Source organism: Streptomyces sp. RLA012 (genome assembly GCF_056270325.1).
Genome location: NZ_JBWDPA010000002.1, coordinates 9,252,473 through 9,277,245, shown reverse-complemented (window position 1 = coordinate 9,277,245; position 24,773 = coordinate 9,252,473). Strand labels below are relative to the sequence as shown.

Below are 24,773 nucleotides of genomic sequence, written 5' to 3'. Positions count from 1 at the left end.
GCGCGTAGCTCTGAGGCTAGAGCGCGAGCAGTTCCTTGGTCGTAATGGTGAGTAGCTCGGGTCCGCCGTCCGCCTCGGGGCGTACGACGAGCGTGTCATCGATCCGGACACCGCCCCGGCCCGGGAGGTGGACCCCCGGTTCGACGGTGACCGGCACGCAAGCGTCCAGTTTACCCATGGCGGCGGGGGCAAGCTGCGGGTCCTCGTCGATTTCGAGCCCCACACCGTGCCCGGTCAGCGGAGGAAGGCCTTCCGAGTGGCCCGCGGAGTCGAGTACCTGGCGGGCCGCCCGGTCCACGTCACGGTAGGCGACGCCGGGCGCCAGCGCCTCGCGTCCGGCACGCTGGGCGGCGAAGACGAGGTCGTAGAGCTCGATCTGCCAGTCGGCGGGCGAGGTGCCGATCACGAACGTACGGCCGACCTCGCAGCGGTAGCCGCGGTAGGTCGCGCCGAGACAGACGGACAGGAAATCGCCCTCCTCGACCCGGCGGTCGGTGGGCCGGTGCCCGCGCCGCCCGGAGTTCGGGCCGGTGCCCACCGAGGTCGCGAAGGCGGGGCCGTCGGCGCCGTGGTCGACGAGGCGGCGCTCCAGTTCGAGCGCGAGATGACGCTCGGTGCGGCCGACGAGGATGGATTCGAGGAGCTCCCCCAGCGCCTGGTCGGCGATCTCGGCGCCGATCCGCAGACAGGAGATCTCCTCCTCGTCCTTGATCACCCGCAGCTGCTCGACCGCGCCGCACAGATCGCCGAGGCGCAGCCGCGGGGCCACCGAGCGGATGGCGCGGTGCCGGGTCACGGTCAGATGGTGTTCCTCCACCGCGAGGGAATCGGCGCCCTGGCCGAGGGCGACATCGGCGGCGGCGACGGCGGGGTCACCACCGGCGCGCGGCAGCATCTGCATGCGCAGCGCCTCGTCGGGTCGTCCCTCGTCGGCCTCGCTGCTCGGCGGCCCACCGCAGAACAACAGGTCCTCGCCCCTGCCCAGCAGGAGAACGGCACCACGCGGGGCGGCCCCCGCGAGATACCTCACGTTGGCCGGGCGCGTGACCAGCGCTGTCGCACTCCCGCCCGCGGTACAGCGCTCCCGAAGCCGCTCGCGGCGCGCCGCGTACACCTCTGACATAAATCGAGCCTACGAGCGCTGGGGCGATGTCGCCGTTCCAGCGGGGCCGGATGGGCGGCAGGGACGGACAGATGCACCGCTGTTGCCCGATGGCATGGTGCGCGCCGGCGTCGTGCCCGTCGCCGGGTCACTCCTGAGGCGACCGGTCTACCACTGGGGTGGGCTGGCGATGGAGCGGGCGAGTACGTCGTCCAGGACGCGGGCCGTGGTCGGTATGTCGAGCTGGGAGTTGTCGATGATGGGCAGCCCGGAGCCGTACCAGCCGGCCATCCGGCCGTGGATGCGGGCGACCTCCTCGTCGGAGAGTCGGCGGTTTCCGGAGCGCTCGGCGTTGCGCTCCAGGACTATCTCCAGGCCGGGCAGGAGGACCACGGGCAGCAGGCCGGGCCCGACATGCCGCTTCCAGCCGCCGAGGCCGACGACCGGGCGGTCCGGGAAGACCGCGTCGTCGAGGATGCAGGAGATGCCGTTGGCCAGGAAGTTCCGCGCGGCGAAGCCACAGGTGCGGCGGGCCAGGCGGTACTGCGCCTCGGAATGGTCGTTCCACCCCGACTGCGGGTCGGCGAAACCCGAGCGCACCCATTCACGTACGTCGTCGAGGCTGATGTGGGCCGTCGGGACCCGGCGGTGGTCCGCCCAGTACTTGGCGACGCTGGTCTTGCCGGCGCCGGCGGGACCGATGAGCAGCACCGCGAGCGTGGTCGCCGTGGGGTCGGAGACGCCCGTGGCGGGCGGCGCGCTCGGCATGCCGACGGGACCGCCCGGGGGAAGCTGCACATGCCCCGTGGTGTCCGCTGCGGGCGGTACCAGCGGCACGGGGGCGTGCTGCGGGGGCGCATGAAGCTGCGGTGCGTGGGGGGGAGGCGGCGGGGCGGGCGGACTCGTGGGTGCCGGACCCGGGTGCCCGCCCGGGTGTCCGGGGTGGTGCGCGGCCGGCGACCAGCCGGCGGCGGATCCGTGCCCCGGCTGGTGGGGCGGCGGCAGCGGAGCCCCCACTGCGTGCTGCATCCGGTGCCACTCCGTCTCGTGTCTCTTGGCTCATCGCCTCCGGAACGCCTCAGTCGCGACAGGCGATTGACGCTACCGAACGGTACCTTCCCCGGCCGTCGTTGTGTGAACGGCCGGGGAAGCTGTGGAGTGCCGTTCGAGGCCGGGCAGAACGGGCCGACTGCGGGCCCGCCGGGAGCTACTCCCCCACTTCGCCGTAGGCGGCGAGGAGCACGGCCGGGTCGGGTCCCTCCAGGACGGTCGGCTTGGCCAGGCCGTCGAGGACGATGAAGCGCAGCACATTGCCGCGCGACTTCTTGTCGACCTTCATGTTCTCCAGGAGCTTGGGCCACTGGTCGTAGCGGTAGCTCAGCGGGAGGCCGACGGATTCCAGGATCGTGCGGTGACGGTCGGCGGTCGCATCGTCCAGCCGGCCGGCGAGGCGGCCGAGTTCGGCGGCGAAGTGCATACCGACGGCGACGGCCGCGCCGTGCCGCCACTTGTAGCGCTCGTTCTTCTCGATGGCGTGCGCGAGGGTGTGGCCGTAGTTGAGGATCTCGCGGAGCCCCGACTCCCTGAGGTCGCCGGAGACGACCTCGGCCTTCACCTTGATGGAGCGCTCGATGAGCTCGGCGGTGTGCGGGCCCGCGGGCGTCCGCGCCGCCTCCGGGTCGGACTCGATGAGATCCAGGATCGCCGGGTCGGCGATGAAGCCCGCCTTGATGATCTCCGCCAGCCCCGACACGAAGTCGTTCACCGGGAGCGAGTCCAGCGCCGCAAGGTCACAGAGCACACCCGCGGGCGGGTGGAAGGAGCCGACGAGGTTCTTGCCCTCGGCGGTGTTGATGCCGGTCTTGCCGCCCACCGCCGCGTCGACCATGCCGAGCACGGTGGTGGGGACCGCGATCCAGCGCACCCCGCGCAGCCAGGTCCCCGCCACGAAACCGGCCAGGTCGGTGGTGGCACCGCCGCCCACACCGATGATGACGTCGGTCCGGGTGAAGCCGGACTGGCCCAGCGCCTTCCAGCAGTAGGCCGCGACCTCGGCGGTCTTGGCCTCCTCCGCGTTCGGCACCTGGATGGCGACGGCCTCGAAGCCCTGACCGGCCAGGTCGGCGCGGAGCGTCTCACCGGTCTCAGCGAGCGCCTCGGGGTGGACGATCGCGACGCGCTGGGCCTGGTCGCCGATCAACCCGCCGAGTTCATCGAGGAGTTGACGGCCGACCAGGACCTCGTAGGGGTCGGTGCCCGCGGTGCCGCCGACCTGGATACGGGTCACTGCCTCGCTCATGCTTCCTTCAACTCCAGTGCGTCGAGGACCGCCTGGGCGACCTCTTCGGGGGTGCGGCCGTCGGTGGGCACGACCGCGCGGGCGACTTCGGTGTACAGATGACGGCGCGCCTCCATCAGCTCGCGCCACTGCCGGCGCGGGTTGACGGCGAGCAGCGGACGGGCCGCGTTCAGGCCGGTGCGCTGGACCGCCTCCTCGACGTCCATCGAGAGGTAGACGACCCGGTGCCCGGCGAGCAGCGCGCGGGTGTCCGCGTCGAGGATCGAGCCGCCGCCGAGCGCCAGCACGCCGTCGTGCTCGGCGAGCGCCCGGTGCACGGCCTGCTTCTCGACGGCGCGGAAGACCGGCTCGCCCTCGTCGACGAAGATGTCGGCGATGGTGCGGCCCTGCTCGGCCACGATGTCGTCGTCCGTGTCCCGGTAGACGCAGCCCAGCCGCTCGGCGACCAGCACGCCCACGGTGGACTTGCCGACGCCCATCGGGCCGACGAGGACAACGCGCGGAGCGGTCACCGTACGACCAGGTTGTCGAGGTACGACTGGACGTTGCGGCGGGTCTCCGGGACGCTGTCGCCGCCGAACTTCTCGGCCACCGCGTCCGCCAGGACGAGGGCGACCATGGCCTCGGCGACGATTCCGGCGGCCGGGACCGCACAGACGTCGGAGCGCTGATGGTGCGCCTTGGCGGCCTCGCCGGTGGCCACGTCGATGGTCGCCAGCGCGCGCGGCACGGTCGCGATCGGCTTCATCGCGGCACGCACGCGCAGCAGCTCGCCGGTGGTCAGACCGCCCTCGGTGCCACCGGAGCGGCCGGTGGTGCGCCGGATGCCGTCCTCGGTGTGGACGATCTCGTCGTGCGCCTTGGATCCGGGCACACGCGCCAGCTCGAAGCCGTCGCCGACCTCGACGCCCTTGATGGCCTGGATGCCCATGAGCGCGGCCGCCAGCCGGGCGTCGAGGCGACGGTCCCAGTGCACGTGCGAGCCGAGGCCCACCGGCACTCCGTACGCCAGCACCTCGACCACGCCGCCGAGCGTGTCGCCGTCCCTGTGGGCCTGGTCGATCTCCGCGACCATCGCCTTCGAGGCGTCGGCGTCGAGGCAGCGCACCGGGTCGGCGTCGAGCCGCTCGACATCCGAGGGCTTGGGGTAGACGCCGTACGGCGCCTTCGCCGCGGCCAGCTCGACGACGTGCGAGACGATCTCGATCCCGGCCGTCTCCTTCAGATACGAACGGGCCACCGCGCCCAGCGCCACACGGGCCGCGGTCTCCCGCGCGGAGGCGCGCTCCAGGATCGGCCGTGCCTCGTCGAAGCCGTACTTCTGCATGCCGGCGAGGTCGGCGTGGCCGGGCCGGGGCCGGGTCAGCGGCGCGTTGCGGGCCACCTCCGCCAGTACCGACGGGTCCACCGGGTCGGCCGCCATGACCTGTTCCCACTTGGGCCACTCGGTGTTGCCGACCATGACGGCCACCGGGGAGCCGAGGGTGAGCCCGTGCCGGACGCCGCCGAGGAAGGTGACCTCGTCGCGCTCGAACTTCATCCGGGCACCGCGCCCATAGCCCAGGCGCCGCCGGGCGAGGTGGTCCGCCACCATCTCCGTGGTGATCGGCACGCCGGCGGGAAGGCCCTCCAGCGTCGCGACAAGTGCGGGACCGTGGGATTCCCCCGCGGTCAGCCAGCGCAACCTGCTCAACGATGCTCCTCATGCTCGCGCCCCGGTACTGCTGCTGCGTACACGCGTCCTCGCGTACGGCGACGGTGCGCCCGGGTGCGCGGCCCAGGCCCGCCACCTCCGATCCTCCCACGTCCCGGCTCGTGGCTCGGTCGCAGGTCCATCAGGCGGACGGCATCGGGCCCGGTGGGACCGCGCTCAGCGGCTCGCGAGCGCCTGCTCGCCCGCCTTCCGTATGGCGTCGAGCGGTGCCGGGGAACGCCCCGTCATCTGCTCGACCTGCAGCACCGCCTGGTGCACCAGCAGGTCGAGCCCGCTGACGACGGCACCGCCGTACGCCGACCAGCGGGCCGCGAGGTCGGTGGGCCAGGGGTCGTACAGCACGTCGAAGAGGGTCGTGGGCCGCTCCGGGACCGCCGCGGCCAGCGCGTCCGTCGTGCCCGCCGGGGTCGTGGCGATCACCAGTGGCGCGCGCAGGGCCCGCTCGGCGTCGGCCCAGTCCTCCGTACGGACCTCCACGTCGAGCCGCTCGCCCCACTGCCGCATCTCGGCGGCGCGCTCGGCGCTGCGGACGTACGCGACGACCTCGCCGGTGCAGATCCGCGCGAGCGCGGCCAGCGCGGAGGAGGCGGTGGCGCCCGCGCCGAGGATCGCGGCGGAGTCCACCTGCTCGATCCCGCGCTCCCGCAGGGCGGCCACCATCCCGGGGATGTCGGTGTTGTCGCCGGTCCGACGGCCGTCGCCGGTGAACACGACGGTGTTGACCGCCTCGACGGAGGCCGCCGTCTCGCTGATCTCGTCGAGCAGCGGGATGACGGCCCGCTTGAGCGGCATGGTCAGCGACAGGCCCGCCCACCCGGGACCGAGGTCCCCGAAGAAGCCGGGCAACGCCTCCTCGTCGATCTCGAAACGGTCGTACGACCAGCCGTCGAGTCCCAGTTCCCGATACGCGATGCGGTGCAGCACCGGGGAAAGGGAATGGGCGACCGGTGAGCCGAGTACCGCGGCCCTTCGGGCGTCAGTTGCCCGCGTTCTCATTGAACTTGTCCTTGAGCCTCTGGAAATCCGCATAGGTCTTGGCGAATTCGGTATTGCTCTGGCCGTCGGTCGCCACGAAGTAGATCCAACCGTCACTCGTCGGGTTCAACGTCGCCTTGAGCGCGTCGTCACCTGGGTTGTCGATCGGTCCGGGCGGCAGGCCCTTTCGCGTGTAGGTGTTGTACGGGCTCTTGTTGCTGTTGATCTCGGACTCGCTGATGTGGATGTTGCTCTGGCCCTTCAGGTAATTGAAGGTCGAGTCGAACTGCAACAGCTGGTTGGTCTCGGTGTTCGTGGGCTTGAGACGGTTGTAGACCACTTCCGCCATCTTACGGAAGTCGTCGTGCGTCTTGCCCTCGGCCTGGACGAGGCTCGCGACCGTGACGACCTGCAGCGGGTCTTTCAGCTTCAGTTCCTTGGCCTTGGCCACGAGGTTGTACTCGGCGTACTTCAGGCTGGCCTTCGCCACCATCTGCTTCAGGACCGCCTCGGGCTTCATTCCCTTGGCGGCGGGATAGGTCGCCGGGTAGAGGAACCCTTCCAGCGGATCCTTGATCTCCTTGCTGCTGTTCGCCCAGCTGGGAAGTCCAAGAGTCTTGTACTGCTTCTTGGCGACGTTCTTGGTGGTGCCGTCCGGGAGATCGAGCTTCTTGTCGATGTCCTGGTAAACAAGGACGTTGCGCCGTCCGGGGGCGACGATCACATTGTTCTGGCTCTTGGGGTCGAGCATCAGCTTGACCGCGCTGGCCGCCGACATTTCCTTCTTCAGCACATAGGCGCCGGCCTGGATCTTGTTCCCGTCGGGGTTGTTCTGCTGCGCGGACACGAAGGCGTCGACGCTCTTGACGACGCCGGCCTCCTTCAGCGCCTGCGCGATCGCATAACCGCTGGCACCGTTGGGGATCTGGACCGTCACCTCGCCGGCGCCGTCGCCCGCGAAGTCCGGGGCCACGCCGAAACGATTTTGGTAGAACTGGTAGCCAAAATATCCGACACCGGCGATACCGCCGCCGAAGACCACGACGACCAGCAGGCAGGCGCAGCCGCTGCGGCGTTTCTTGCCCTTGCCGTCCTTGCCGCCCCGGCCTTTCCGGTCACCGCGGCCGGCCTTCGGGTCGTCGTCGTCGAAGTCGTCGTCATCGTCTTCGCCGCCGCCCGCGAAGAAGGCGTGCTCGCCCTGATCGGGACCCGGGTCCCAGTCGGGCTCCGGTTCGGGCTCGGCGCGTCGACGCGCGGGGGGCTCCGGCGGCGGATACGCGTCGGGAGTGCCGTAGTAGTCGGGCTGCTCACCGGTGTACGCGGCGGCCTGGTTGCCGTACGGGTCCGTCGGGTCCGCGGCATACGCGACCTGGTGCTGCGTCCCGTTGTCCCAGCCGCCGTTGTGGTACTGCTGCTGGTCCTGCCCGTTGTACTGCTGCTGCCCCTGATCGACGTACTGCTGCTGCTCCTGGCCGACGTACTGCTCCGCGTACTGCTGGTGCCCCTGGCCGGAGACATGCTGCTGCTGGCCCTGACCCTGACCCTGGTCGTGGTACTGCTGCTGCTCCTGCCCCTGGTACTGCTGCCGACCCTGGGCGTCGTAGTGCTGCTGCTCCTGGCCGTAGCCGCCCTGCTGGCCGGCGGCCCACTCGCCGTACTGCGACTGCTGGTGCTGCTGCTGTTGCGGCTGCTGCGGATAGTGCTGCGGCTGGCCGCCGTAGGGGGACTGGCCGTCGGCGGCCTGTCCTCCCCATCCGCCGTCCCCGTACAACGGGTCCTCCGGATTCCACGGTTCGGAGCCTGCGCCCCGGCCATACTCAGTCATCGATCCCCTAGAGCCGCGAGGCGGTGGTTGCTGCCGCTGGTGACTCGGCTCCCCTCCGCCTCTTTGCTGTGCGGCGGCTGTTCGAACACCACCGCATCGCGCGGAACGTTACCGTATCGCGATCAGATGACCACTTCGACGCCCTCGCCCGGTGCGTTCCCTGACGCCCGTTCGGACTCCAGTGCCTGCTGCAGAATGACCACGGCGGCCGCCTGATCGATGACCGATCTGCCCTTTTTGGACGTCACGCCCGACGCCCGTAGACCCTGACTGGCCGTCACGGTGGTCATCCTCTCGTCGAGGAGACGCACCCCGACGGGCGCGATCGCCCGGGCGAGTTCCTGGGCGAAGGCACGGACCTTCACGGCGGCCGGGCCCTCGCCCCCCTTGAGGGAGCGAGGAAGTCCGACGACGACCTCGATCGGCTCGTACTCCTCGACGAGTTGCTTCAACCGGCGCTGCGCGGCCGGGACATCACGCCCCGGCACGGTCTCCACCGGAGTCGCGAGGATCCCGTCGGGGTCGCACGAGGCGACCCCGATCCGGGCGTCCCCGACGTCGATCGCGAGCCGACGGCCGCGGCGCATGCCCCGGCCGTCCCCGCTCTGCCGCGAGCCGTCCGTGCTCACTTGGCCGTCTCGGCGACGAGCCGCTCGACCGCGTCGACGGCCTCACCGATGGCGGCCGGGTTCTGGCCGCCGCCCTGGGCGACGTCCGGCTTGCCGCCACCGCCGCCGCCGAGGGTCTTGGCGGCCGTACGGACCAGGTCACCGGCCTTGAGGCCGCGCTCGCGGGCGGCCTCGTTGGTGGCGATGACCGTGAGCGGCTTGCCACCCGCCGTGGTGAACAGGGCCACCACGACGGCCCGTCCGCCCTGGATGCGGCCGCGCACGTCGAGGACCAGCTTGCGCAGGTCGTCGGCGCCGGTGCCGTCCGGGACCTGGCCGGTGACCAGAGCCACACCGTGGACGTCCTTGGCGGACCCGGCAAGACCGGCGGCGGCCTGCAGGACCTTCTCCGCGCGGAACTTCTCGATCTCCTTCTCGGCGTCCTTCAGCTTGCCGAGCATGGCGGAGATCTTCTCGGGAAGCTCCTCGGGGCGGCCCTTGACCAGCTCCTGGAGCTGGGCGACGACCGTGTGCTCGCGAGCGAGGAAGTTGTAGGCGTCGACGCCTACCAGGGCCTCGATACGCCGCACACCGGAGCCGATCGAGGACTCGCCGAGCAGCTTGACCAGGCCTAGCTGGGAGGTGTTGTGCACATGCGTGCCGCCGCACAGCTCCTTGGAGAAGTCGCCGATGGTCACGACCCGGACGCGCTCGCCGTACTTTTCGCCGAACTCGGCGATGGCGCCCTGCTTCTTGGCCTCGTCGAGGCTCAGGATCTCGGCGTGCACATCCAGGTCGCGGGCGAGCACCTCGTTGATCTTCTGCTCGACGTCGGTCATGACGGCCGTCGGAACGGCCGCGGGGGAACCGAAGTCGAAGCGGAAGCGGCCGGGCTGGTTCTCGGAACCGGCCTGGGCGGCCGTCGGGCCGAGGGCGTCACGCAGCGCCTGGTGGGTGAGGTGCGTGGCCGAGTGGGCCCGGGCGATGGCCGTCCGGCGACGGGAGTCGATGACGGCCTGGGCCTGGGCACCGACGGTGACCTCGCCCACCTGGACGACGCCCTTGTGGACGTACACGCCGGGGACGGGCTTCTGGCAGTCGCGGATCTCGATGACGGCGCCCGTGTCGACCTTGATACGGCCGGTGTCGCCGATCTGACCGCCGCCCTCGGCATAGAAGGGGGTGCGGTCGAGGACGATCTCGACCTCGTCGCCCTCGGTGGCGGCGGGCGAGGAGACACCGTCGACAAGGATGCCGACGATGCGTGACTCGCCGTCGGTCCGGTCGTAGCCGATGAACTCGGTCTCACCGGCGGCGTCGGCGATCTGGCGGTAGGCGCCGAGGTCGGCGTGGCCGGTCTTCTTGGCCCGGGCGTCGGCCTTGGCCTTGTCCCGCTGCTCCTTCATCAGACGCCGGAAGCCGTCCTCGTCCACGGAAAGGCCCTGCTCGGCAGCCATTTCGAGGGTGAGGTCGATCGGGAAGCCCCAGGTGTCGTGGAGCAGGAAGGCCTTGTCGCCGGCGAGGACCGTGCCGCCGGACTCCTTGGTGTCCGTGATGGCCGTGTCGAGGATGTTCGTGCCGGCCTTCAGCGTCTTGAGGAAGGCGGCCTCCTCGGCGAGGGCCACGGTCTCGATGCGCTGCCGGTCGGTGACGAGCTCCGGGTACTGCTGGCCCATCATCTCGATCACGACGTCGATGAGGTCCTTGACGACCGGACCGGTGGCACCGAGCAGCCGCATGTTGCGGATGGCGCGGCGCATGATGCGGCGCAGGACGTAACCGCGGCCTTCGTTGCCGGGCGAGACACCGTCACCGATGAGCATGACGGACGTACGCATGTGGTCGGTGACCACACGCAGCGAGACGTCGGAGTCATGGGCGGCGCCGTACTCGACGCCCGTCAGCTCGGTGGCCTTCTTGATGACGGCCATGGAGGTGTCGATCTCGTACATGTTCTGCACACCCTGCAGAATCATGGCGAGGCGTTCCATGCCGAGGCCGGTGTCGATGTTCTTCTGCGGGAGCTCGCCGAGGATCTCGAAGTCCTCCTTCGAGGTGCCCTCACCGCGCTCGTACTGCATGAAGACCAGGTTCCAGATCTCCACGTACCGCTCGTCGTTGACGGCCGGGCCGCCCTCGACGCCGAACTCGGGGCCGCGGTCGTAGTTGATCTCGGAACACGGTCCACAGGGGCCGGGGACGCCCATGGACCAGTAGTTGTCCTTCTTGCCCAGGCGCTGGATGCGCTCGGCGGGGACACCGATCTTTTCGCGCCAGATGGACTCGGCCTCGTCGTCGTCGAGGTAGACCGTGATCCACAGGCGCTCGGGGTCGAGCCCGTAACCACCCTTGTCCTGGGGCGAGGTGAGCAGCTCCCAGGCGTAGGTGATGGCGCCTTCCTTGAAGTAGTCGCCGAAGGAGAAGTTGCCGCACATCTGGAAGAACGTGCCGTGCCGGGTGGTCTTGCCGACCTCTTCGATGTCGGGCGTGCGCACGCACTTCTGCACGCTGGTGGCGCGCGACCACGGCGCCTTGACCTCACCGAGGAAGTACGGCTTGAAGGGCACCATGCCGGCGGGGACCAGGAGCAGAGTCGGGTCGTCCGCGATGAGCGACGCCGAGGGAACGACGGTGTGACCGCGCTCCTCGTAGAAGCTCAACCAGCGGCGGCGAATCTCGGCCGACTCCATCAGTGGTCCTCATTCCGGTTGTACGAGTACGTCGACCTCTCGACGTACGTCGGGTTCGTGCGGTTCTCGATGGCGGTGTACCGCCGGGGTGCGGGGAGTTCGCGGTCGACAGGCGCGTTCAGGCCGAGGGCCTCGTCGAGTTCGGCCTCCCGCTGGGCCATGCCGTCGCGGACGTCGAGCGCGAAGTCCTTGAGCCGGTGCCCCGCCTCGATCGCCTTGTTCGTCGCCTGGGCCGCGAGGCTCTCGGGCGTCAGCTGCTTGAGCTTGCGGTTGACCTTGGTGGTGGCCCACACACCCGCGGCTGCGCCGGCGGTGAACCAGAACGTACGGCGGAACATCGCTGCGTCAGTCCTTCTTCCGCTTTCCCCGTCGCGCGGACGGGACGGTGCGGCCCACGATCACCGTACGCCGGGGGGCCTTGGGGGGTACGTTCTCCTTGCGGCCGCCGAGGGCCCGGCGGACGCCGTAGCCGAACGCCGCGACCTTCACCAGGGGGCCGCCGAAGGTGGAGGCGACGGTCGTGGAGAGCGCCGACGCGTTCGACGTGACCTCCTGGACGTCCGACGCGATGGCGTCGACCCGGTCGATCTGGGTCTGCGCGGAGCGCACCGCAGCGGAGGCGTCGGCCAGCAGCGGGACGGCCTGGTCGGTCACGTCCGCCACCAGCTTGGTGGTCGCCCTGAGCGTCTGGGCCAGCCTCGCCAGTGCGACGGCGAGGAAGGAGACCAGGATCGCCCAGAAGACGGCCACCAGGATCCCGGCCACCTCTCCACCGGACACTGTCGCACCCGCTCCCTAGTACGTACCTGAATGTCGTGCCTGAATGTCGTGCCTGAACATCGAAAAGTCGTCCCCCGAGCCTATCGCGCCGGGGCCGCCGCTCCGTACCGCATTACCGGCGGCGCGATCCGGACCTGCCCGAAGCGATTGCACGGAGTGCTTACGGGTCAGTACGCTCCGTGTCCCATGCGAGCTTCTGAGCGCTCCGACCGGTCCCTGCCCGGCAATCTGCCCCTGGAACTCGACGCGTTCGTGGGCCGCTCGGCCGAACTCACGCGGCTGGCCGAGGCACTGGACGCCGCCCGGCTGGTGACGGTGACGGGCGTGGGCGGCGTCGGCAAGTCGCGCCTCGCCGCCCGGGCCGCGGCACGGACCCGGCCGCGCGACGGCGCCTGGCGGGTGGAACTGGCCACCGTGCGCGATCCCGACCTCGTCGCGTACGCGCTCGTGGAGGCCCTCGATCTGACGGACCAGACGTCGAGACCACCGCGTCAACTGCTGCTCGACCATCTCGCGGAGCGCCAACTCCTGCTCGTCGTGGACGGGTTCGAGCATCTGGTGGGCGCCTGCGCGGCGCTGGTGGGTGAGCTGCTGCGGCGCACGCCGGGGCTGCGGGTGCTCGCCGTGGGGCGCAGGCCGCTGGAGGTCGCGGGCGAGCGCCTGTTCCCCCTGGCCCCGCTGACCGGACCGGAGGCCACGGAACTGTTCGCGGACCGGGCGGCGGCCCGGGTGCCCGGGTTCGCGCTGGACGACGGCAACCGGGCGGACGTCCTGGAGCTCTGCCGACGCCTCGACGGGATCCCGCTCGCCGTCGAGCTGGCCGCGGGCCGGCTGAACGCCCTCTCCCCCGCCCAGCTGCTGTCCCGGCTCCGGGACCGCTTCCGGCTGCTGACGGGCGGCGGGCGCGACACGCTGCCCCGGCACCAGACGCTGCGGACGGCGATCGGCTGGAGCCATGAGCTGTGCACGCCCGAGGAGCGGCTGCTGTGGTCGCGTCTGTCGGTGTTCGCCGGGCCGTTCGACCTGGAGGCCGCCGAGTACGTGTGCGGCGGGGACGGGTTGCACGCCGACGACGTCCTGGACGTGCTCGGCGAGCTGCTGGCGCAGTCGCTGCTGACCCGCGAGGAGACGGCCGCCGGTCTGCGCTATCGCATGCTGGACACGGTGGGGGCGTACGGCGCGAACTGGCTGGCGGCCGCGGACGACACGGGCCGGCTGCGCCGCCGCCACCGCGACTGGTACCTGGGCCTGGCCACCTGGTGCGAGCTGGACTGGTTCTCACCGCGGCAGGCCGAGGTGGCCGCGCGGATCGAGACGGAGCTGCCGAATCTGCGCCATGCCCTGGACCACTGCCTCACCGCACCGGGCGAGACGCATCTGGGCCAGTATCTGGCGGGCAGCCTGTGGTTCTACTGGGTCGGCTGCGGCCGCCTGGCGGAGGGGCGGCACTGGCTGGAGCGCGGGGTGGAGCGCGAAGGCGACCGCGAGCAGCCCCGGCTGAAGGCCCTGTGGGTACTCGGCCATGTGGCGATCCTGCAGGGCGACACGGTGCCCGCGCTGACCGCGCTCCAGGAGTGCCGCGAGCAGGCGGAACGCGGCGGCAACCGCACCGCGATCGCCTACGCCGAGCACCGCGTCGGCTGTCTGGCGCTGGTCACCGACGACATGGGGCGCGCGGAAACCCTGCTGCGCTCCGCGCTCGACCGGTATCACGAGCTCGGTGAGCTCAACAGCAATGTGCTGATGGCCCAGGTCGAGCTGGCGATGGCACTGGCCTTCCAGGGCGATCTGCCGGGCGCGGTCGGGCTGTGCGAGGACGTCCGCCGGGTGTGCGAGGACCACGGCGAACGCTGGGCACTCGCGTACGCGCTCTACGTACTGGCGTACGAGGCCCAGGCCGCGGGCGATCCGGCGCGCGCCCGAGCCCACCTGGAAAAGTGCCTGGACATCGGCCACACCTTCCACGACCTGCTCGGCACCGTCCTCGCGATCGAGCTGCTCGCGCTGGTCACGGTGGTGGAGGGCGATCCGGACGAGGCCGCGCTGTTGCAGGGGGCGGCGGCCCGGCTGTGGCCGTCGGTGGGGCTGCCGCTGTTCGGCTCGGCGTACTACAGCGTGCCGCACGAACGGTGCGAGGCGAGCGCCCGGGAGCGGCTGGGCGCCGAGCGGTACGAGGAGTGCGTACGGGCGGGGGCGCGGCTGGGGCGGGAGGCGGCGGTGGCGCGGGCGCTGCGGCGGGCCGGACAGCGGCCGCTCGGTGCGGTGCCCGCGCCGCGCGGACTGCCCCCGGACATGCACAAGCCCGCCGTCTCGCCCACCTCGAAGGGCGGGGAGACGACGGGCTGACGCGCAGGTGGTACTGCGTCCGCTGTAAGACGATCAGCGGGCGTAGTACTCGACGACGAGCTGCTCGTCGCAGATCACCGGGATCTCCTTGCGGTTCGGCTCGCGGTCCAGGCGGAACGCCAGGGCACCGAGGTTCACCTGGAGGTAGCGCGGGGTCTCGCCGTCGGGGGCGAAGCCACCGGCGCGGGAGACCTCGAACAGCGTCTTGCTGCGGCTGCGCTCGCGGACCATCACGACGTCGTCGGGACGGACGCGGAAGGACGGCTTGTCGACCTTCTGGCCGTTGACCTCGATGTGACCGTGGACGACCATCTGGCGGGCCTGGTAGATCGTGCGGGCGATGCCCGAACGCAGGACCAGCGCGTCGAGACGGCGCTCGAGCTCGATGATCAGGGCCTCACCGGTCTTGCCCTGGACCTTGGAGGCACGCTCGTAGGCGCGGACGAGCTGGCGCTCGGACACGTCGTACTGCGCGCGCAGACGCTGCTTCTCCAGCAGACGGACCTTGTAGTCCGAGTTCTGCTTGCGGCCGCGACCGTGCTCACCCGGCGGGTAGGGGCGGGCCTCGAAGTACTTGACGGCCTTCGGGGTCAGCGCGATACCGAGGGCACGCGACTTCTTGACCTTGGGGCGGGACTGGTTCGCCATGAACCAAACACCTCATGTTTCTGATGCGAATACGGCTTCACCAGGGTTAGGGGAGGTCGCAATCCGCAGCCCGGGAAACCCTGCGGGCCCGCGATCGGGCCTGCTGGGCAGCCGCTCCTGGGTCTGGGCACATACGTGCAGCACGCGAGTGGCCCACCGACCGTTCCCGGAATCCGGGTGGTGGTGGGCTGCCCGCGACACCTTCGACGGTGCGCGACGCTCCTGGATCCCCTTTGCCTTTCGGCGCGAGGGTTCCGGCTGGATGTCCCGTTCTGGTGGTGCCGACCGGAGCCGGGCACGGGACGCAGCGCTTCGCGTCATGTTACAGGGTGCTCAGGACCGCCCTCTACCGAGGTGCTGCCTGGTCCACTCCACCGCGTCCGCGTAGCGCGCCTCCGCGCCGTGCCGGGTGGGTGTGTAGTACTCCCGGTCCTTGAGCTCCTCGGGGGCGTACTGCTGGGCGGCGATGCCTTCGGGCAGGTCGTGCGGATACACGTATCCCTGGGCGTGCCCGAGCTTGGCCGCGCCCTTGTAGTGCCCGTCGCGCAGATGCATCGGCACCGGGCCCGCATGTCCCTTGCGTACGTCCTCCATGGCGGCGCCGATGGCCGTCGTCGCGGCGTTCGACTTCGGGGCCAGGGCGAGGGCGATGGTGGCGTGGCTGAGGGTGAGGGCGGCCTCGGGGAAGCCGATCATGGCGACGGCCTGGGCGGCGGCGACGGCTATCGGCAGCGCGTTCGGGTCGGCGAGGCCGATGTCCTCACTGGCGGAGATCATCAGACGCCGGGCGATGAAGCGCGGGTCCTCGCCGGCCTCGATCATCCGGGCCAGGTAGTGCAGCGCGGCGTCCACGTCCGAACCGCGGATGGACTTGATGAGCGCGCTCGCCACGTCGTAGTGCTGGTCGCCGTCGCGGTCGTACGTCACGGCGGCGCGGTCGACGGTCTCCTCCAGGGTCTGGAGGGTGATCTCCGGCTCGCCCTTGTCGAGCGCGGCGCCGGCGGCGGCCTCCAGGGCGGTCAGGGCGCGGCGGGCGTCTCCCCCGGCGATCCGCAGCAGGTGCCGCTCGGTGTCCTCGGGGAGGGTGACGGCCTGCTTGAGTCCGCGCTCGTCGGTGAGCGCCCGGCGCAGCAGAGCGCGCAGGTCGTCGTCGGTGAGCGGTTCGAGGGTGAGGAGGAGGGAGCGGGACAGGAGCGGGGAGATCACCGAGAAGTACGGGTTCTCGGTGGTCGCGGCGATCAGCGTCACCCAGCGGTTCTCGACGGCCGGGAGCAGGGAGTCCTGCTGGGCCTTGCTGAAACGGTGGATCTCGTCCAGGAAGAGGACGGTCTCCTTGCCGAAGCCGCCGGTGGCGCGGCGTGCGCCGTCGATGACCGCGCGTACTTCCTTGACGCCCGCGGTGATCGCGGACAGCTCCACGAAGCGTTTGTTGGTGGCCTTGGAGACGACATACGCGAGGGTCGTCTTGCCGGTGCCCGGCGGGCCCCACAGGATCACCGAGGAGGGTCCGGCCGGGCCGCCGTTCCCCTCGCCGACGAGTCTGCGCAGGGGCGAGCCCGGCTTCAGCAGATGCTGCTGGCCCACGACCTCGTCGAGGGTACGCGGGCGCATCCGGACGGCCAGGGGGCTGCTGGACGGGTCCTTCTCCTGGCGTTCTTCTGCTGCGGCGGTGAACAGGTCGGGCTCCACGTGCAAAACCCTATGTCACACCACTGACAACGCCGTCGGCCGCCGGGGAACCGGGGCGGATCAGCTGGTCCAGAAGTCCCACCAGCGGGTCAGGATCAGCATGCCGATGATCCCGATGTGGATGACCGGCAGGACCCAGGTGAACTCGCCGAAGAAGCTCTTCAGCCAGCGCGGGGCCGGCAGGAAGTCGTTGCGGATGTTGGACGAGGTCACGTACCAGAACATGATGATCGTCGCGACCCAGGCCAGCGAGCACCACAGGCACAGCGAGTTGATGCGGTACAGCGACTGGAACTGCAGCCAGGTGCAGAATCCGACGCCGAAGAGGGTGCCGGCGTTGAAGGTCAGCCAGTACCAGCGCGGGTAGGTGGCCCGCGCGAGCAGGCTCATGCCGACGCCGATCACGATGCCGTAGGCGACGAGGCCCAGCATCGGGTTGGGGAACCCGAAGGCCTCGGCCTGCTTGCTCTTCATGATGTTGCCGCACGAGACGACCGGGTTCAGGCTGCACCCCGGCACGAAGTTGGGGTTCTCCAGCAGCTTGAACTTGTCGATCGTGATGACCCACGCGGCGAGCAGACCGGCCGCGCCGGTGACCACCAGCATCAGGGCGAGCGCACGGCTGCCGCCGACCGTCCGGGGACCGTCGACGCGTTCCGGGTCGGTGGAGACGTCCTTGACTGTCGTCTTGCTCATCACGCCGTTTCCGTAGCTTCGAAGGGCCTGCGGGCACCGACATTGTGCCGCACGCGCATGTGTGTCCACCGTTCGATGGGCATAAGAAGGTACGCACGGCCGCCTCGAAACGTTCGGTTCGCCGGGTGTCCGCCCGTTGGGTCGGAACGTCCCGCAGACGACAGACCCACCAGGGGGTCCGGGGGCAGAGCCCCCGGGTAGGGACGGTCAGGGACGGCGAGGCGAGGAAGAGCAGAAGCAGTACGCCTCGCTCAGCCCAGACGGGACTCCAGCTCCGCCACGATCTCGTTCACCCCGACCGCGACCTGCTCACCCGACTCCATGTCCTTGAGCTGCACGACACCCTCGGCGAGATCCCGCTCACCGGCGACGATCGTGTACCGCGCACCGGACCGGTTCGCGTTCTTCATCGCCCCCTTGAGCCCCTTGCCGCCGTAGGCGAAGTCGGCGGCGACGCCCAGCTTCCGCAGCTCCGTCACCTTCGCGAAGAGCACCCGCCGGGCCTCCTCGCCGAGCGGGACGGCGAACACGCTGGTGGACGCGGGGAGTTCGAGCGAGACACCCTCCGCCTCCAGCGCCAGCACCGTACGGTCGACGCCGAGCGCCCAGCCCACCGACGGCAGCGCGGGACCGCCGATCATCTCGGACAGCCCGTCGTAGCGACCGCCGCCGCCCACCGCGGACTGCGAGCCCAGACCGTCGTGGACGAACTCGAAGGTCGTTCGCGTGTAGTAGTCCAGGCCGCGCACCAGCTTGGGGTCGTCCTCGAAGGCAACGCCCGCCTCCGTGATCAGCTCGCGCACCTCCTCGTGGTACGCCTTGCACGCGTCGCAGAGGTAGTCACGGAGCAACGGCGCGCCCACCAACTGCTTCTGGACGTCGTCGCGCTTGTCGTCGAGGACCCGGAGGGGGTTGATCTCGGCGCGGCGGAGTGTGTCCTCGTCCAGGCTCAGACCGCGCAGAAAGTCCTGCAGGGCGGCCCGGTACACCGGACGGCACTCCTGGTCGCCCAGCGAGTTCAGCAGGATGCGGAAATCACGCAGGCCCAGCGACCGGTACGCCTGGTCCGCCAGGATGATCAACTCGGCGTCGAGCGCCGGGTCCTCGGCACCGATCGCCTCGGCACCGACCTGCGAGAAGTGGCGGTAACGGCCCTTCTGGGGGCGCTCGTAGCGGTAGTACGAGCCCGAGTACCAGAGCTTGACGGGGAGGTTGCCGGCCTTGTGCAGGTTGGCCTCCAGCGCGGCGCGCAGCACGGAGGCCGTGCCCTCGGGGCGCAGGGCGAGTCGGTCGCCGCCCTTGGTCTCGAAGGCGTACATCTCCTTGGTCACGATGTCGGTGGACTCCCCGACACCGCGCGCGAACAGCTCGACGTTCTCGAAGCCGGGCGTCTCGATGTAGCCGTACCCGGAGTTGCGCAGCGGCGCGGCGATCGCCTCGCGGACCGCGAGGTACTTGGCACTCTCCGGCGGAATCAGGTCGTACGTGCCCTTGGGGGCCTTGAAGGTGCTCACGAAAGTCTCTCGTCACATTCCTCGTCGGGGAGCGGGCTCGGCGCCGCGCGCCGGGCCGCCCGCCGCCACCTGCCGCAGATACGGATTGGTGGCGCGCTCCTGGCCGATGGTCGTCTGGGGGCCGTGGCCGGACAGCACCACGGTCGAGTCGTCGAGCGGCAGGCACACGCGGGCCAGCGAGCCGAGCATCTCGTCCATGTCACCGCCGGGCAGGTCGGTGCGTCCGATGGAGCCGGCGAAGAGCAGATCGCCCGAGAAGAAGACCGGCGGAATGTCTGATCCGTCGCGGGCTTCGGGCATCCGGAAGGTCACCGACCCCTTCGTATGGCCGGGGGCGTGCGCGACGGACAGCTCCAGTCCGGCCAGCTCCAGCCGGGTGCCGTCGGTCAGCGTCCGTACGTCGTCCGGCTCCCCCACGGTCAACTCGCCCATCAGCGGCATGCCGATGGACCGGCCGAGCGCCCGCTCCGGGTCGCTCATCATGAACCGGTCCTCGGGGTGGATCCAGGCCGGTACGTCGTGGGCGCCGCAGACGGGGACGACCGAGGCCACGTGGTCGATGTGGCCATGGGTGAGGACGACGGCGACGGGCTTGAGCCGATGCTTCTTGAGTGCGTCCTCGACTCCCTGGGCGGCCTGATGGCCCGGGTCGATGATCACGCACTCCTCACCTGCGGCGGGGGCGACCAGGTAACAGTTGGTGCCCCAGGCCCCGGCGGGGAACCCGGCAATGAGCACGATCGTCCTTCGTGGTGGCGTACGCGTGATGCCGTACGGGGTGGGTGGCTGTGGATCAGAGCCTACCGGCGCTGCCGTTTCCTCAGCTAACCCATATACGGTACGGGGCACACGCAGGCGGTCGGCTCACAAGACGCACGCGTCCCACTTGACGTACGAGACGCATGAGGAGATAACCCGGTGGTCACCCAGGAACAGCGGCGGCGTCAGCTCGCCCGGGAGAAGTTCTTGCGGCAGCAGCAGCGGCGTACGGCCGCGCGGCGCAAGTCACACATGCGCAACACGGTGGTCGCGTCGGTCCTCGGCGTGATCGTCGTCGGCAGCGTGGTGTCGTACGCGACCGGGGTCTTCAAGAACGACGACAAGAAGGCCAACGCGGGCGCGGAGGTCACGCCGAGCGCCTCCCCGACCAGCAAGGCGCCGGACCCGTGCGCCAAGGCCGCGGAGGGCACGGTGAAGTCGCTGAGCTGGAAGAAGGAGCCGGCGATGACCATCGACAAGTCGGCGGACTACGCGATGAAGCTGGCGACGACCTGCGGCGACATCGACGTGGCCCTGAAGACGGCGGCCGCCCCGCACACGGTGAACTCGTTCGACTTCCTCGCGGGCAAGGGGTTCTTCGACCACACCAAGTGCCACCGGCTCACCACGAACGGCATCTACGTGCTGCAGTGCGGTGACCCGAAGGGCACCGGCAGCGGCGGTCCCGGGTACACGATCCCGGACGAGAACCTGAAGGACACCACCCTCAAGGGCGGGGTGTACCCGGCGGGAACGGTCGCCATGGCGAACACCGGCCAGGCGCACACCGGCGGCAGCCAGTTCTTCCTCGTCTACCAGGACAGTCAGCTACCGGCCAGCTACACACCGTTCGGAACTATTTCCAAGTCCGGTCTGACGGTCCTCAAGAAGATCGCGGCGGCCGGAGAGAGCACAGGCCAGGGCGACGGGGCGCCCAACGCGACCGTCGTCATCAACAAGATGACCGTGACGAAATCCTGACCGTCAACTGCGAAATTTCGGTCGCGCTGGATGCGGACAGCCGCCCGGCTGGTCGCCTATGTTGGCCGTGACGAAACTGTGGACGATGCCCGGGGGCGCTGAAGCCCCTCGCAGGCATCATGTGGAGGAGGCGCTGTGAGCAGCGACCCGTGGGGCCGCGTCGACGAGACGGGGACCGTGTACGTGCGTACGGCCGACGGCGAGCAGGTCGTCGGTTCCTGGCAGGCCGGCTCCCCTGATGAGGCGTTGGCCTACTTCGAGCGCAAGTACGAAGGCCTGGTTGTCGAGATCGGCCTCCTCGAGAAGCGAGTGAAGACCACCGACCTGTCGGCGAAGGACGCCCAGGTCGCGATCGACCACATTCGCGAGCAGGTGGACGCCCACCACGCGGTCGGTGATCTGGGCGCGCTGAAGGTTCGGCTGGACAAGCTCGTCGCGACGGTCGACGCACGCCGTGAGGAGCGCAAGGTCCAGCGGGCCAAGCAGTCCGACGAGGCGCGGCACGCCAAGGAGGCGCTGGTCACCGAGGCGGAGGAGCTGGCGCAGAGCGACCAGTGGCGGGCGGCCGGTGAGCGGCTGCGCTCCCTGGTGGACACCTGGAAGGGGCTGCCGCGACTCGACCGCAAGTCGGACGACGAGCTGTGGCACCGCTTCTCGCACGCGCGCTCGGCGTTCTCCAAGCGCCGCAAGGCGCACTTCGCCTCGTTGGACGCGCAGCGCGAGGACGCCCGCAAGACCAAGGAGAAGCTGGTCGCGGAGGCCGAGTCGCTGTCCGCCTCCACGGACTGGGGTCCCACGGCGGCCCGCTACCGCGAGCTGATGGCGGACTGGAAGGCCGCGGGCCGCGCCCAGCGCGAGCACGAGGACGACCTGTGGAACCGTTTCCGCGGCGCCCAGGACGTGTTCTTCGCGGCCCGCAGCTCGGTCTTCGCCGAGCGGGACGCGGAGCAGACGGAGAACCTGAAGCTCAAGGAGGAGCTGGCCGAGGAGGCCGAGAAGCTCGTCCCGGTGCAGGACCTGAAGGCGGCCCGGGCCGCCTTCCGCTCCATCAACGAGCGCTGGGAGGCCATCGGCCATGTGCCGCGCGACTCCCGCCCGAAGGTCGAGGGCCGGATGCACGCGGTGGAGCGGGCTCTTCAGGAGTCCGAGGAGGCCGAGTGGCGCCGGACGAACCCGGAGGCACGCGCGCGTGCCGAGGGTCTGACCGGCCAGCTCCAGGCCGCCGTGGACAAGCTCCAGGGCCAGATCGAGACGGCGCGCTCCGCGGGCAACACCGCGAAGGCCGACAAGCTCCAGAGGGAGCTCGACGGCCGGCAGGCGCTGCTGGACCAGGCACTGAAGGGGCTGCAGGAGTTCGGCGGCTGAGTTTTTCCGGCACTACGTAGAGGGGCTCCCGTACGGTGCGTACGGGAGCCCCTCTACGTAGTGCCGATAGGTGTGGCCGATAGGTGTGGCCGATAGGTGTGGCCGATAGGTGTGGCCGATAGGTGTGGCCGATACGTGTCACCGATCGGCGGCCGCCGACCTCAGGATCCGTCGGAGGGCCTGCGCGCCGAGGTCACCCGGTACACGTCGTACACACCCTCCACTCCCCGTACCGCCTTCAGGACGTGCCCCAGGTGCTTGGGGTCGCCCATCTCGAAGGTGAAGCGGGAGGTGGCGACACGGTCGCGGGAGGTCTGGACGGCCGCGGACAGGATGTTGACGTGCTGGTCGGACAGGACGCGGGTGACGTCCGACAGGAGCCGGGACCGGTCCAGGGCCTCGACCTGGATGGCGACCAGGAAGACCGAGGACTGGGTGGGCGCCCACTCGACGTCGAGGATGCGCTCGGGCTCACGGGAGAGCGACTCCACGTTGACGCAGTCGCTGCGGTGAACCGATACACCGCTGCCGCGGGTGACGAAGCCGATGATCGGGTCGCCGGGCACGGGTGTACAACAGCGGGCGAGCTTGACCCACACGTCGTCGACGCCCTTGACGACGACACCCGGGTCGGCGTTGGAGCGGCGCTTGCGGCCGCGGCCGCGCGCGGGCGGGACGCTCTCGTCGATCTCCTCGGTGGCCGCCTCCTCGCCGCCGAGCGCCTGCACCAGCTTCTGGACGACGCTCTGCGCGGCGACATGGCCCTCGCCGATCGCCGCGTACAGCGACGAGATGTCGGGGTAGCGCATCTCGTGCGCGAGCGTGACCAGGGAGTCGCCGGTCAGGATGCGCTGGATCGGCAGATTCTGTTTGCGCATCGCGCGGGCGATGGCGTCCTTGCCCTGCTCGATCGCCTCGTCGCGGCGCTCCTTGGAGAACCAGGCGCGGATCTTGTTGCGGGCGCGCGGTGACTTCACGAAGCCGAGCCAGTCGCGGGAGGGCCCCGCGCCGGCCGCCTTGGAGGTGAAGACCTCCACCAAGTCGCCGTTGTCCAGGGTGGATTCGAGCGGGACGAGCCGTCCGTTGACCCGTGCGCCTATCGTGCGGTGGCCGACCTCCGTGTGGACCGCGTACGCGAAGTCCACGGGCGTCGCACCGGCCGGGAGCGCTATCACGTCGCCCTTGGGCGTGAAGACGAAGACCTCGTTGCGGGACAGGTCGAAGCGCAGGGACTCCAGGAACTCGCTGGGGTCCTCGGTCTCCTTCTGCCAGTCGAGCAACTGGCGCAGCCACGCCATGTCGTTGACGGTGTCCTGGCCCGCGCTGCCCTTGGCCGCCCGGGGCACGTCCGTACGGATCTTGGAGGAACCGGCGACGGTCTCCTGCTTGTACTTCCAGTGCGCGGCGATGCCGTACTCGGCGCGGCGGTGCATGTCGAACGTACGGATCTGGAGTTCGACCGGCTTGCCGTTGGGGCCGATGACCGTCGTGTGCAGCGACTGGTACATGTTGAACTTGGGCATCGCGATGTAGTCCTTGAACCGGCCGGGGACCGGGTTCCAGCGCGCGTGCACGGTGCCGAGAGCGGCGTAGCAGTCCCTGACCGTGTCGACGAGGACGCGGATGCCCACCAGGTCGTAGATCTCCGCGAAGTCACGGCCGCGGACGATCATCTTCTGGTAGACGGAGTAGTAGTGCTTCGGACGGCCGGTGACGGTCGCCTTGATGCGGGCCGCGCGCAGGTCGGACTGGACCTCGTCGGTCACTATGGCGAGGTACTCGTCGCGCTTGGGGGCGCGCTCGGCGACCAGGCGGACGATCTCGTCGTACATCTTGGGGTAGAGGATCGCGAACGCGAGGTCCTCCAGCTCCCACTTGATGGTGTTCATGCCCAGGCGGTGGGCGAGCGGCGCGTAGATCTCCAGGGTCTCGCGCGCCTTCTTCTCCTGCTTCTCGCGCTTGAGGTAGCGCATGGTGCGCATGTTGTGCAGGCGGTCGGCGAGCTTGATGACCAGGACGCGGGGGTCCTTGGCCATGGCGACGACCATCTTGCGCACGGTCTCGGCCTGGGCGGCCTCGCCGAACTTGACCTTGTCGAGCTTGGTGACGCCGTCGACGAGCAGCCCGACCTGGTCGCCGAAGTCACGGCGCAGGGTGTCGAGACCGTATTCGGTGTCCTCGACGGTGTCGTGCAGCAGGCCGGCCATCAGCGTCGCCGGGTCCATGCCCAGCTCGGCGAGGATCGTCGTCACGGCGAGCGGGTGCGTGATGTACGGGTCGCCGCTCTTGCGCTTCTGGCCGCGGTGCCAGCGCTCGGCGACCTGGTAGGCCTTCTCGATCTGCCGCAGCGTCGACGTCTCGATCTTCTGGTCGTTGCTGCGCACTATCCGCAGCAACGGCTCCAGGACCGGGTTGTACGGGTTCGAACGCTGTACGCCGAGCCGGGCCAGACGGGCGCGTACACGGTTGGAGGAGCTGGTGGGGCGCCCGGACTGGGTCGCCGCGGGACGGACCGCCGGGGTGCTCGCGGCGCGCTCGGGAGAGGCCGGCTTGGGGCGTGGCTGCTCGGCCGCCTTGTCGTCCGGCACGGACTGGGCATGCTCGACCGGCCCGCTCGTGGCACTCTTGGCGGGCTTCTCCGCGGGGGCCGAGGCGGGCTCGGGCTTGGCGGCGGTGAGTGGCTGGGCCTCGTCTGGCAAGAGGGCTCCTCGTGCGCGTTCCGGGTCCCCCGGTCAGGCTCCGGAGACCCCATGGTAGCGATCCTGGGCGTCGGACTCGCTTT

The 24,773-nt window shown here is 70.1% G+C and carries 20 protein-coding genes; 3 read left to right on the top strand and 17 right to left on the bottom strand.

The window, feature by feature from the left end; genetic code table 11:
* Positions 1–16: 16 nt before the first annotated feature.
* The 11 genes from RV986_RS42240 to RV986_RS42190 form a co-directional block, all read right to left on the bottom strand.
* Positions 17–1,123, bottom strand: a complete 1,107-nt coding sequence (locus tag RV986_RS42240) for an aminopeptidase P family protein (protein WP_475922449.1) — start codon at positions 1,121–1,123, stop codon at positions 17–19.
* 147 nt (positions 1,124–1,270) lie between these two features.
* On the bottom strand, positions 1,271–2,131 hold the full coding sequence (locus tag RV986_RS42235; protein WP_475922448.1) for a Pro-rich N-terminal domain-containing protein: 861 nt from the start codon (positions 2,129–2,131) through the stop codon (positions 1,271–1,273).
* Between the two features lie 178 nt (positions 2,132–2,309).
* Positions 2,310–3,401, bottom strand: coding sequence for a 3-dehydroquinate synthase (aroB, locus tag RV986_RS42230; protein WP_475922447.1), 1,092 nt, complete (start codon positions 3,399–3,401; stop codon positions 2,310–2,312).
* Positions 3,398–3,880, bottom strand: a complete 483-nt coding sequence (locus RV986_RS42225; protein ID WP_475924632.1) for a shikimate kinase — start codon at positions 3,878–3,880, stop codon at positions 3,398–3,400. Before RV986_RS42225 ends, aroB begins: the two co-directional genes overlap by 4 nt.
* A gap of 29 nt (positions 3,881–3,909) precedes the next feature.
* Positions 3,910–5,094 carry a chorismate synthase gene (gene aroC / locus RV986_RS42220; RefSeq protein WP_475922446.1) on the bottom strand — a complete coding sequence of 395 codons (1,185 nt, stop codon included), beginning with the start codon at positions 5,092–5,094 and terminating at the stop codon, positions 3,910–3,912.
* A 177-nt stretch (positions 5,095–5,271) separates the two neighbouring features.
* The gene (locus RV986_RS42215; protein ID WP_475922445.1) at positions 5,272–6,111 is read right to left on the bottom strand and encodes a shikimate dehydrogenase; all 840 of its coding nucleotides are present in this window, start codon (positions 6,109–6,111) and stop codon (positions 5,272–5,274) included.
* The gene (gene mltG, locus RV986_RS42210) at positions 6,092–7,915 is read right to left on the bottom strand and encodes an endolytic transglycosylase MltG (protein ID WP_475922444.1); all 1,824 of its coding nucleotides are present in this window, start codon (positions 7,913–7,915) and stop codon (positions 6,092–6,094) included. Before mltG ends, RV986_RS42215 begins: the two co-directional genes overlap by 20 nt.
* A gap of 122 nt (positions 7,916–8,037) precedes the next feature.
* Positions 8,038–8,502 (bottom strand): Holliday junction resolvase RuvX, encoded by a 465-nt coding sequence (gene ruvX, locus RV986_RS42205; RefSeq protein ID WP_475924631.1) that lies wholly within the window; start codon positions 8,500–8,502, stop codon positions 8,038–8,040.
* A 38-nt stretch (positions 8,503–8,540) separates the two neighbouring features.
* Positions 8,541–11,213, bottom strand: coding sequence for an alanine--tRNA ligase (gene alaS / locus RV986_RS42200; RefSeq protein WP_475922443.1), 2,673 nt, complete (start codon positions 11,211–11,213; stop codon positions 8,541–8,543).
* A complete protein-coding gene (locus RV986_RS42195; RefSeq protein ID WP_475922442.1) occupies positions 11,213–11,551 on the bottom strand; it encodes a DUF6167 family protein in 339 nt (112 codons plus the stop codon). Before RV986_RS42195 ends, alaS begins: the two co-directional genes overlap by 1 nt.
* Positions 11,552–11,558: 7 nt before the next feature.
* Positions 11,559–11,993, bottom strand: coding sequence for a DUF948 domain-containing protein (locus RV986_RS42190; RefSeq protein ID WP_475922441.1), 435 nt, complete (start codon positions 11,991–11,993; stop codon positions 11,559–11,561).
* Between the two features lie 186 nt (positions 11,994–12,179).
* On the opposite strand from RV986_RS42190, the gene RV986_RS42185 reads away from it, so the two are divergent.
* Positions 12,180–14,339 carry an ATP-binding protein gene (locus RV986_RS42185; protein ID WP_475922440.1) on the top strand — a complete coding sequence of 720 codons (2,160 nt, stop codon included), beginning with the start codon at positions 12,180–12,182 and terminating at the stop codon, positions 14,337–14,339.
* A 33-nt stretch (positions 14,340–14,372) separates the two neighbouring features.
* On the opposite strand, the gene rpsD is transcribed toward RV986_RS42185, so the two are convergent.
* The 5 genes from rpsD to RV986_RS42160 all read right to left on the bottom strand — a co-directional run bounded on the left by rpsD (position 14,373) and on the right by RV986_RS42160 (position 19,624).
* Positions 14,373–14,987 (bottom strand): 30S ribosomal protein S4, encoded by a 615-nt coding sequence (rpsD, locus tag RV986_RS42180; protein ID WP_153291663.1) that lies wholly within the window; start codon positions 14,985–14,987, stop codon positions 14,373–14,375.
* A 333-nt stretch (positions 14,988–15,320) separates the two neighbouring features.
* The gene (locus RV986_RS42175; RefSeq protein WP_475922439.1) at positions 15,321–16,676 is read right to left on the bottom strand and encodes a replication-associated recombination protein A; all 1,356 of its coding nucleotides are present in this window, start codon (positions 16,674–16,676) and stop codon (positions 15,321–15,323) included.
* A 60-nt stretch (positions 16,677–16,736) separates the two neighbouring features.
* Positions 16,737–17,372, bottom strand: coding sequence for a vitamin K epoxide reductase family protein (locus RV986_RS42170; protein ID WP_475922438.1), 636 nt, complete (start codon positions 17,370–17,372; stop codon positions 16,737–16,739).
* 251 nt (positions 17,373–17,623) lie between these two features.
* Positions 17,624–18,886, bottom strand: coding sequence for a histidine--tRNA ligase (hisS, locus tag RV986_RS42165; RefSeq protein WP_475922437.1), 1,263 nt, complete (start codon positions 18,884–18,886; stop codon positions 17,624–17,626).
* Between the two features lie 12 nt (positions 18,887–18,898).
* Positions 18,899–19,624: an MBL fold metallo-hydrolase gene (locus RV986_RS42160; protein ID WP_475922436.1), complete on the bottom strand. Its 726-nt coding sequence runs from the start codon at positions 19,622–19,624 to the stop codon at positions 18,899–18,901.
* 180 nt (positions 19,625–19,804) lie between these two features.
* Here RV986_RS42160 and RV986_RS42155 point away from each other — a divergent pair, with 180 nt between their 5' ends.
* Together RV986_RS42155 and RV986_RS42150 are read left to right on the top strand one after the other, a co-directional pair.
* The gene (locus RV986_RS42155) at positions 19,805–20,626 is read left to right on the top strand and encodes a peptidylprolyl isomerase (RefSeq protein ID WP_475922435.1); all 822 of its coding nucleotides are present in this window, start codon (positions 19,805–19,807) and stop codon (positions 20,624–20,626) included.
* Positions 20,627–20,761: 135 nt separating this feature from the next.
* On the top strand, positions 20,762–21,991 hold the full coding sequence (locus tag RV986_RS42150; RefSeq protein WP_475922434.1) for a DUF349 domain-containing protein: 1,230 nt from the start codon (positions 20,762–20,764) through the stop codon (positions 21,989–21,991).
* Between the two features lie 161 nt (positions 21,992–22,152).
* Here RV986_RS42150 and RV986_RS42145 read toward each other — a convergent pair whose 3' ends face one another.
* On the bottom strand, positions 22,153–24,690 hold the full coding sequence (locus tag RV986_RS42145) for a RelA/SpoT family protein (protein WP_475922433.1): 2,538 nt from the start codon (positions 24,688–24,690) through the stop codon (positions 22,153–22,155).
* Positions 24,691–24,773 lie beyond the last annotated feature (83 nt).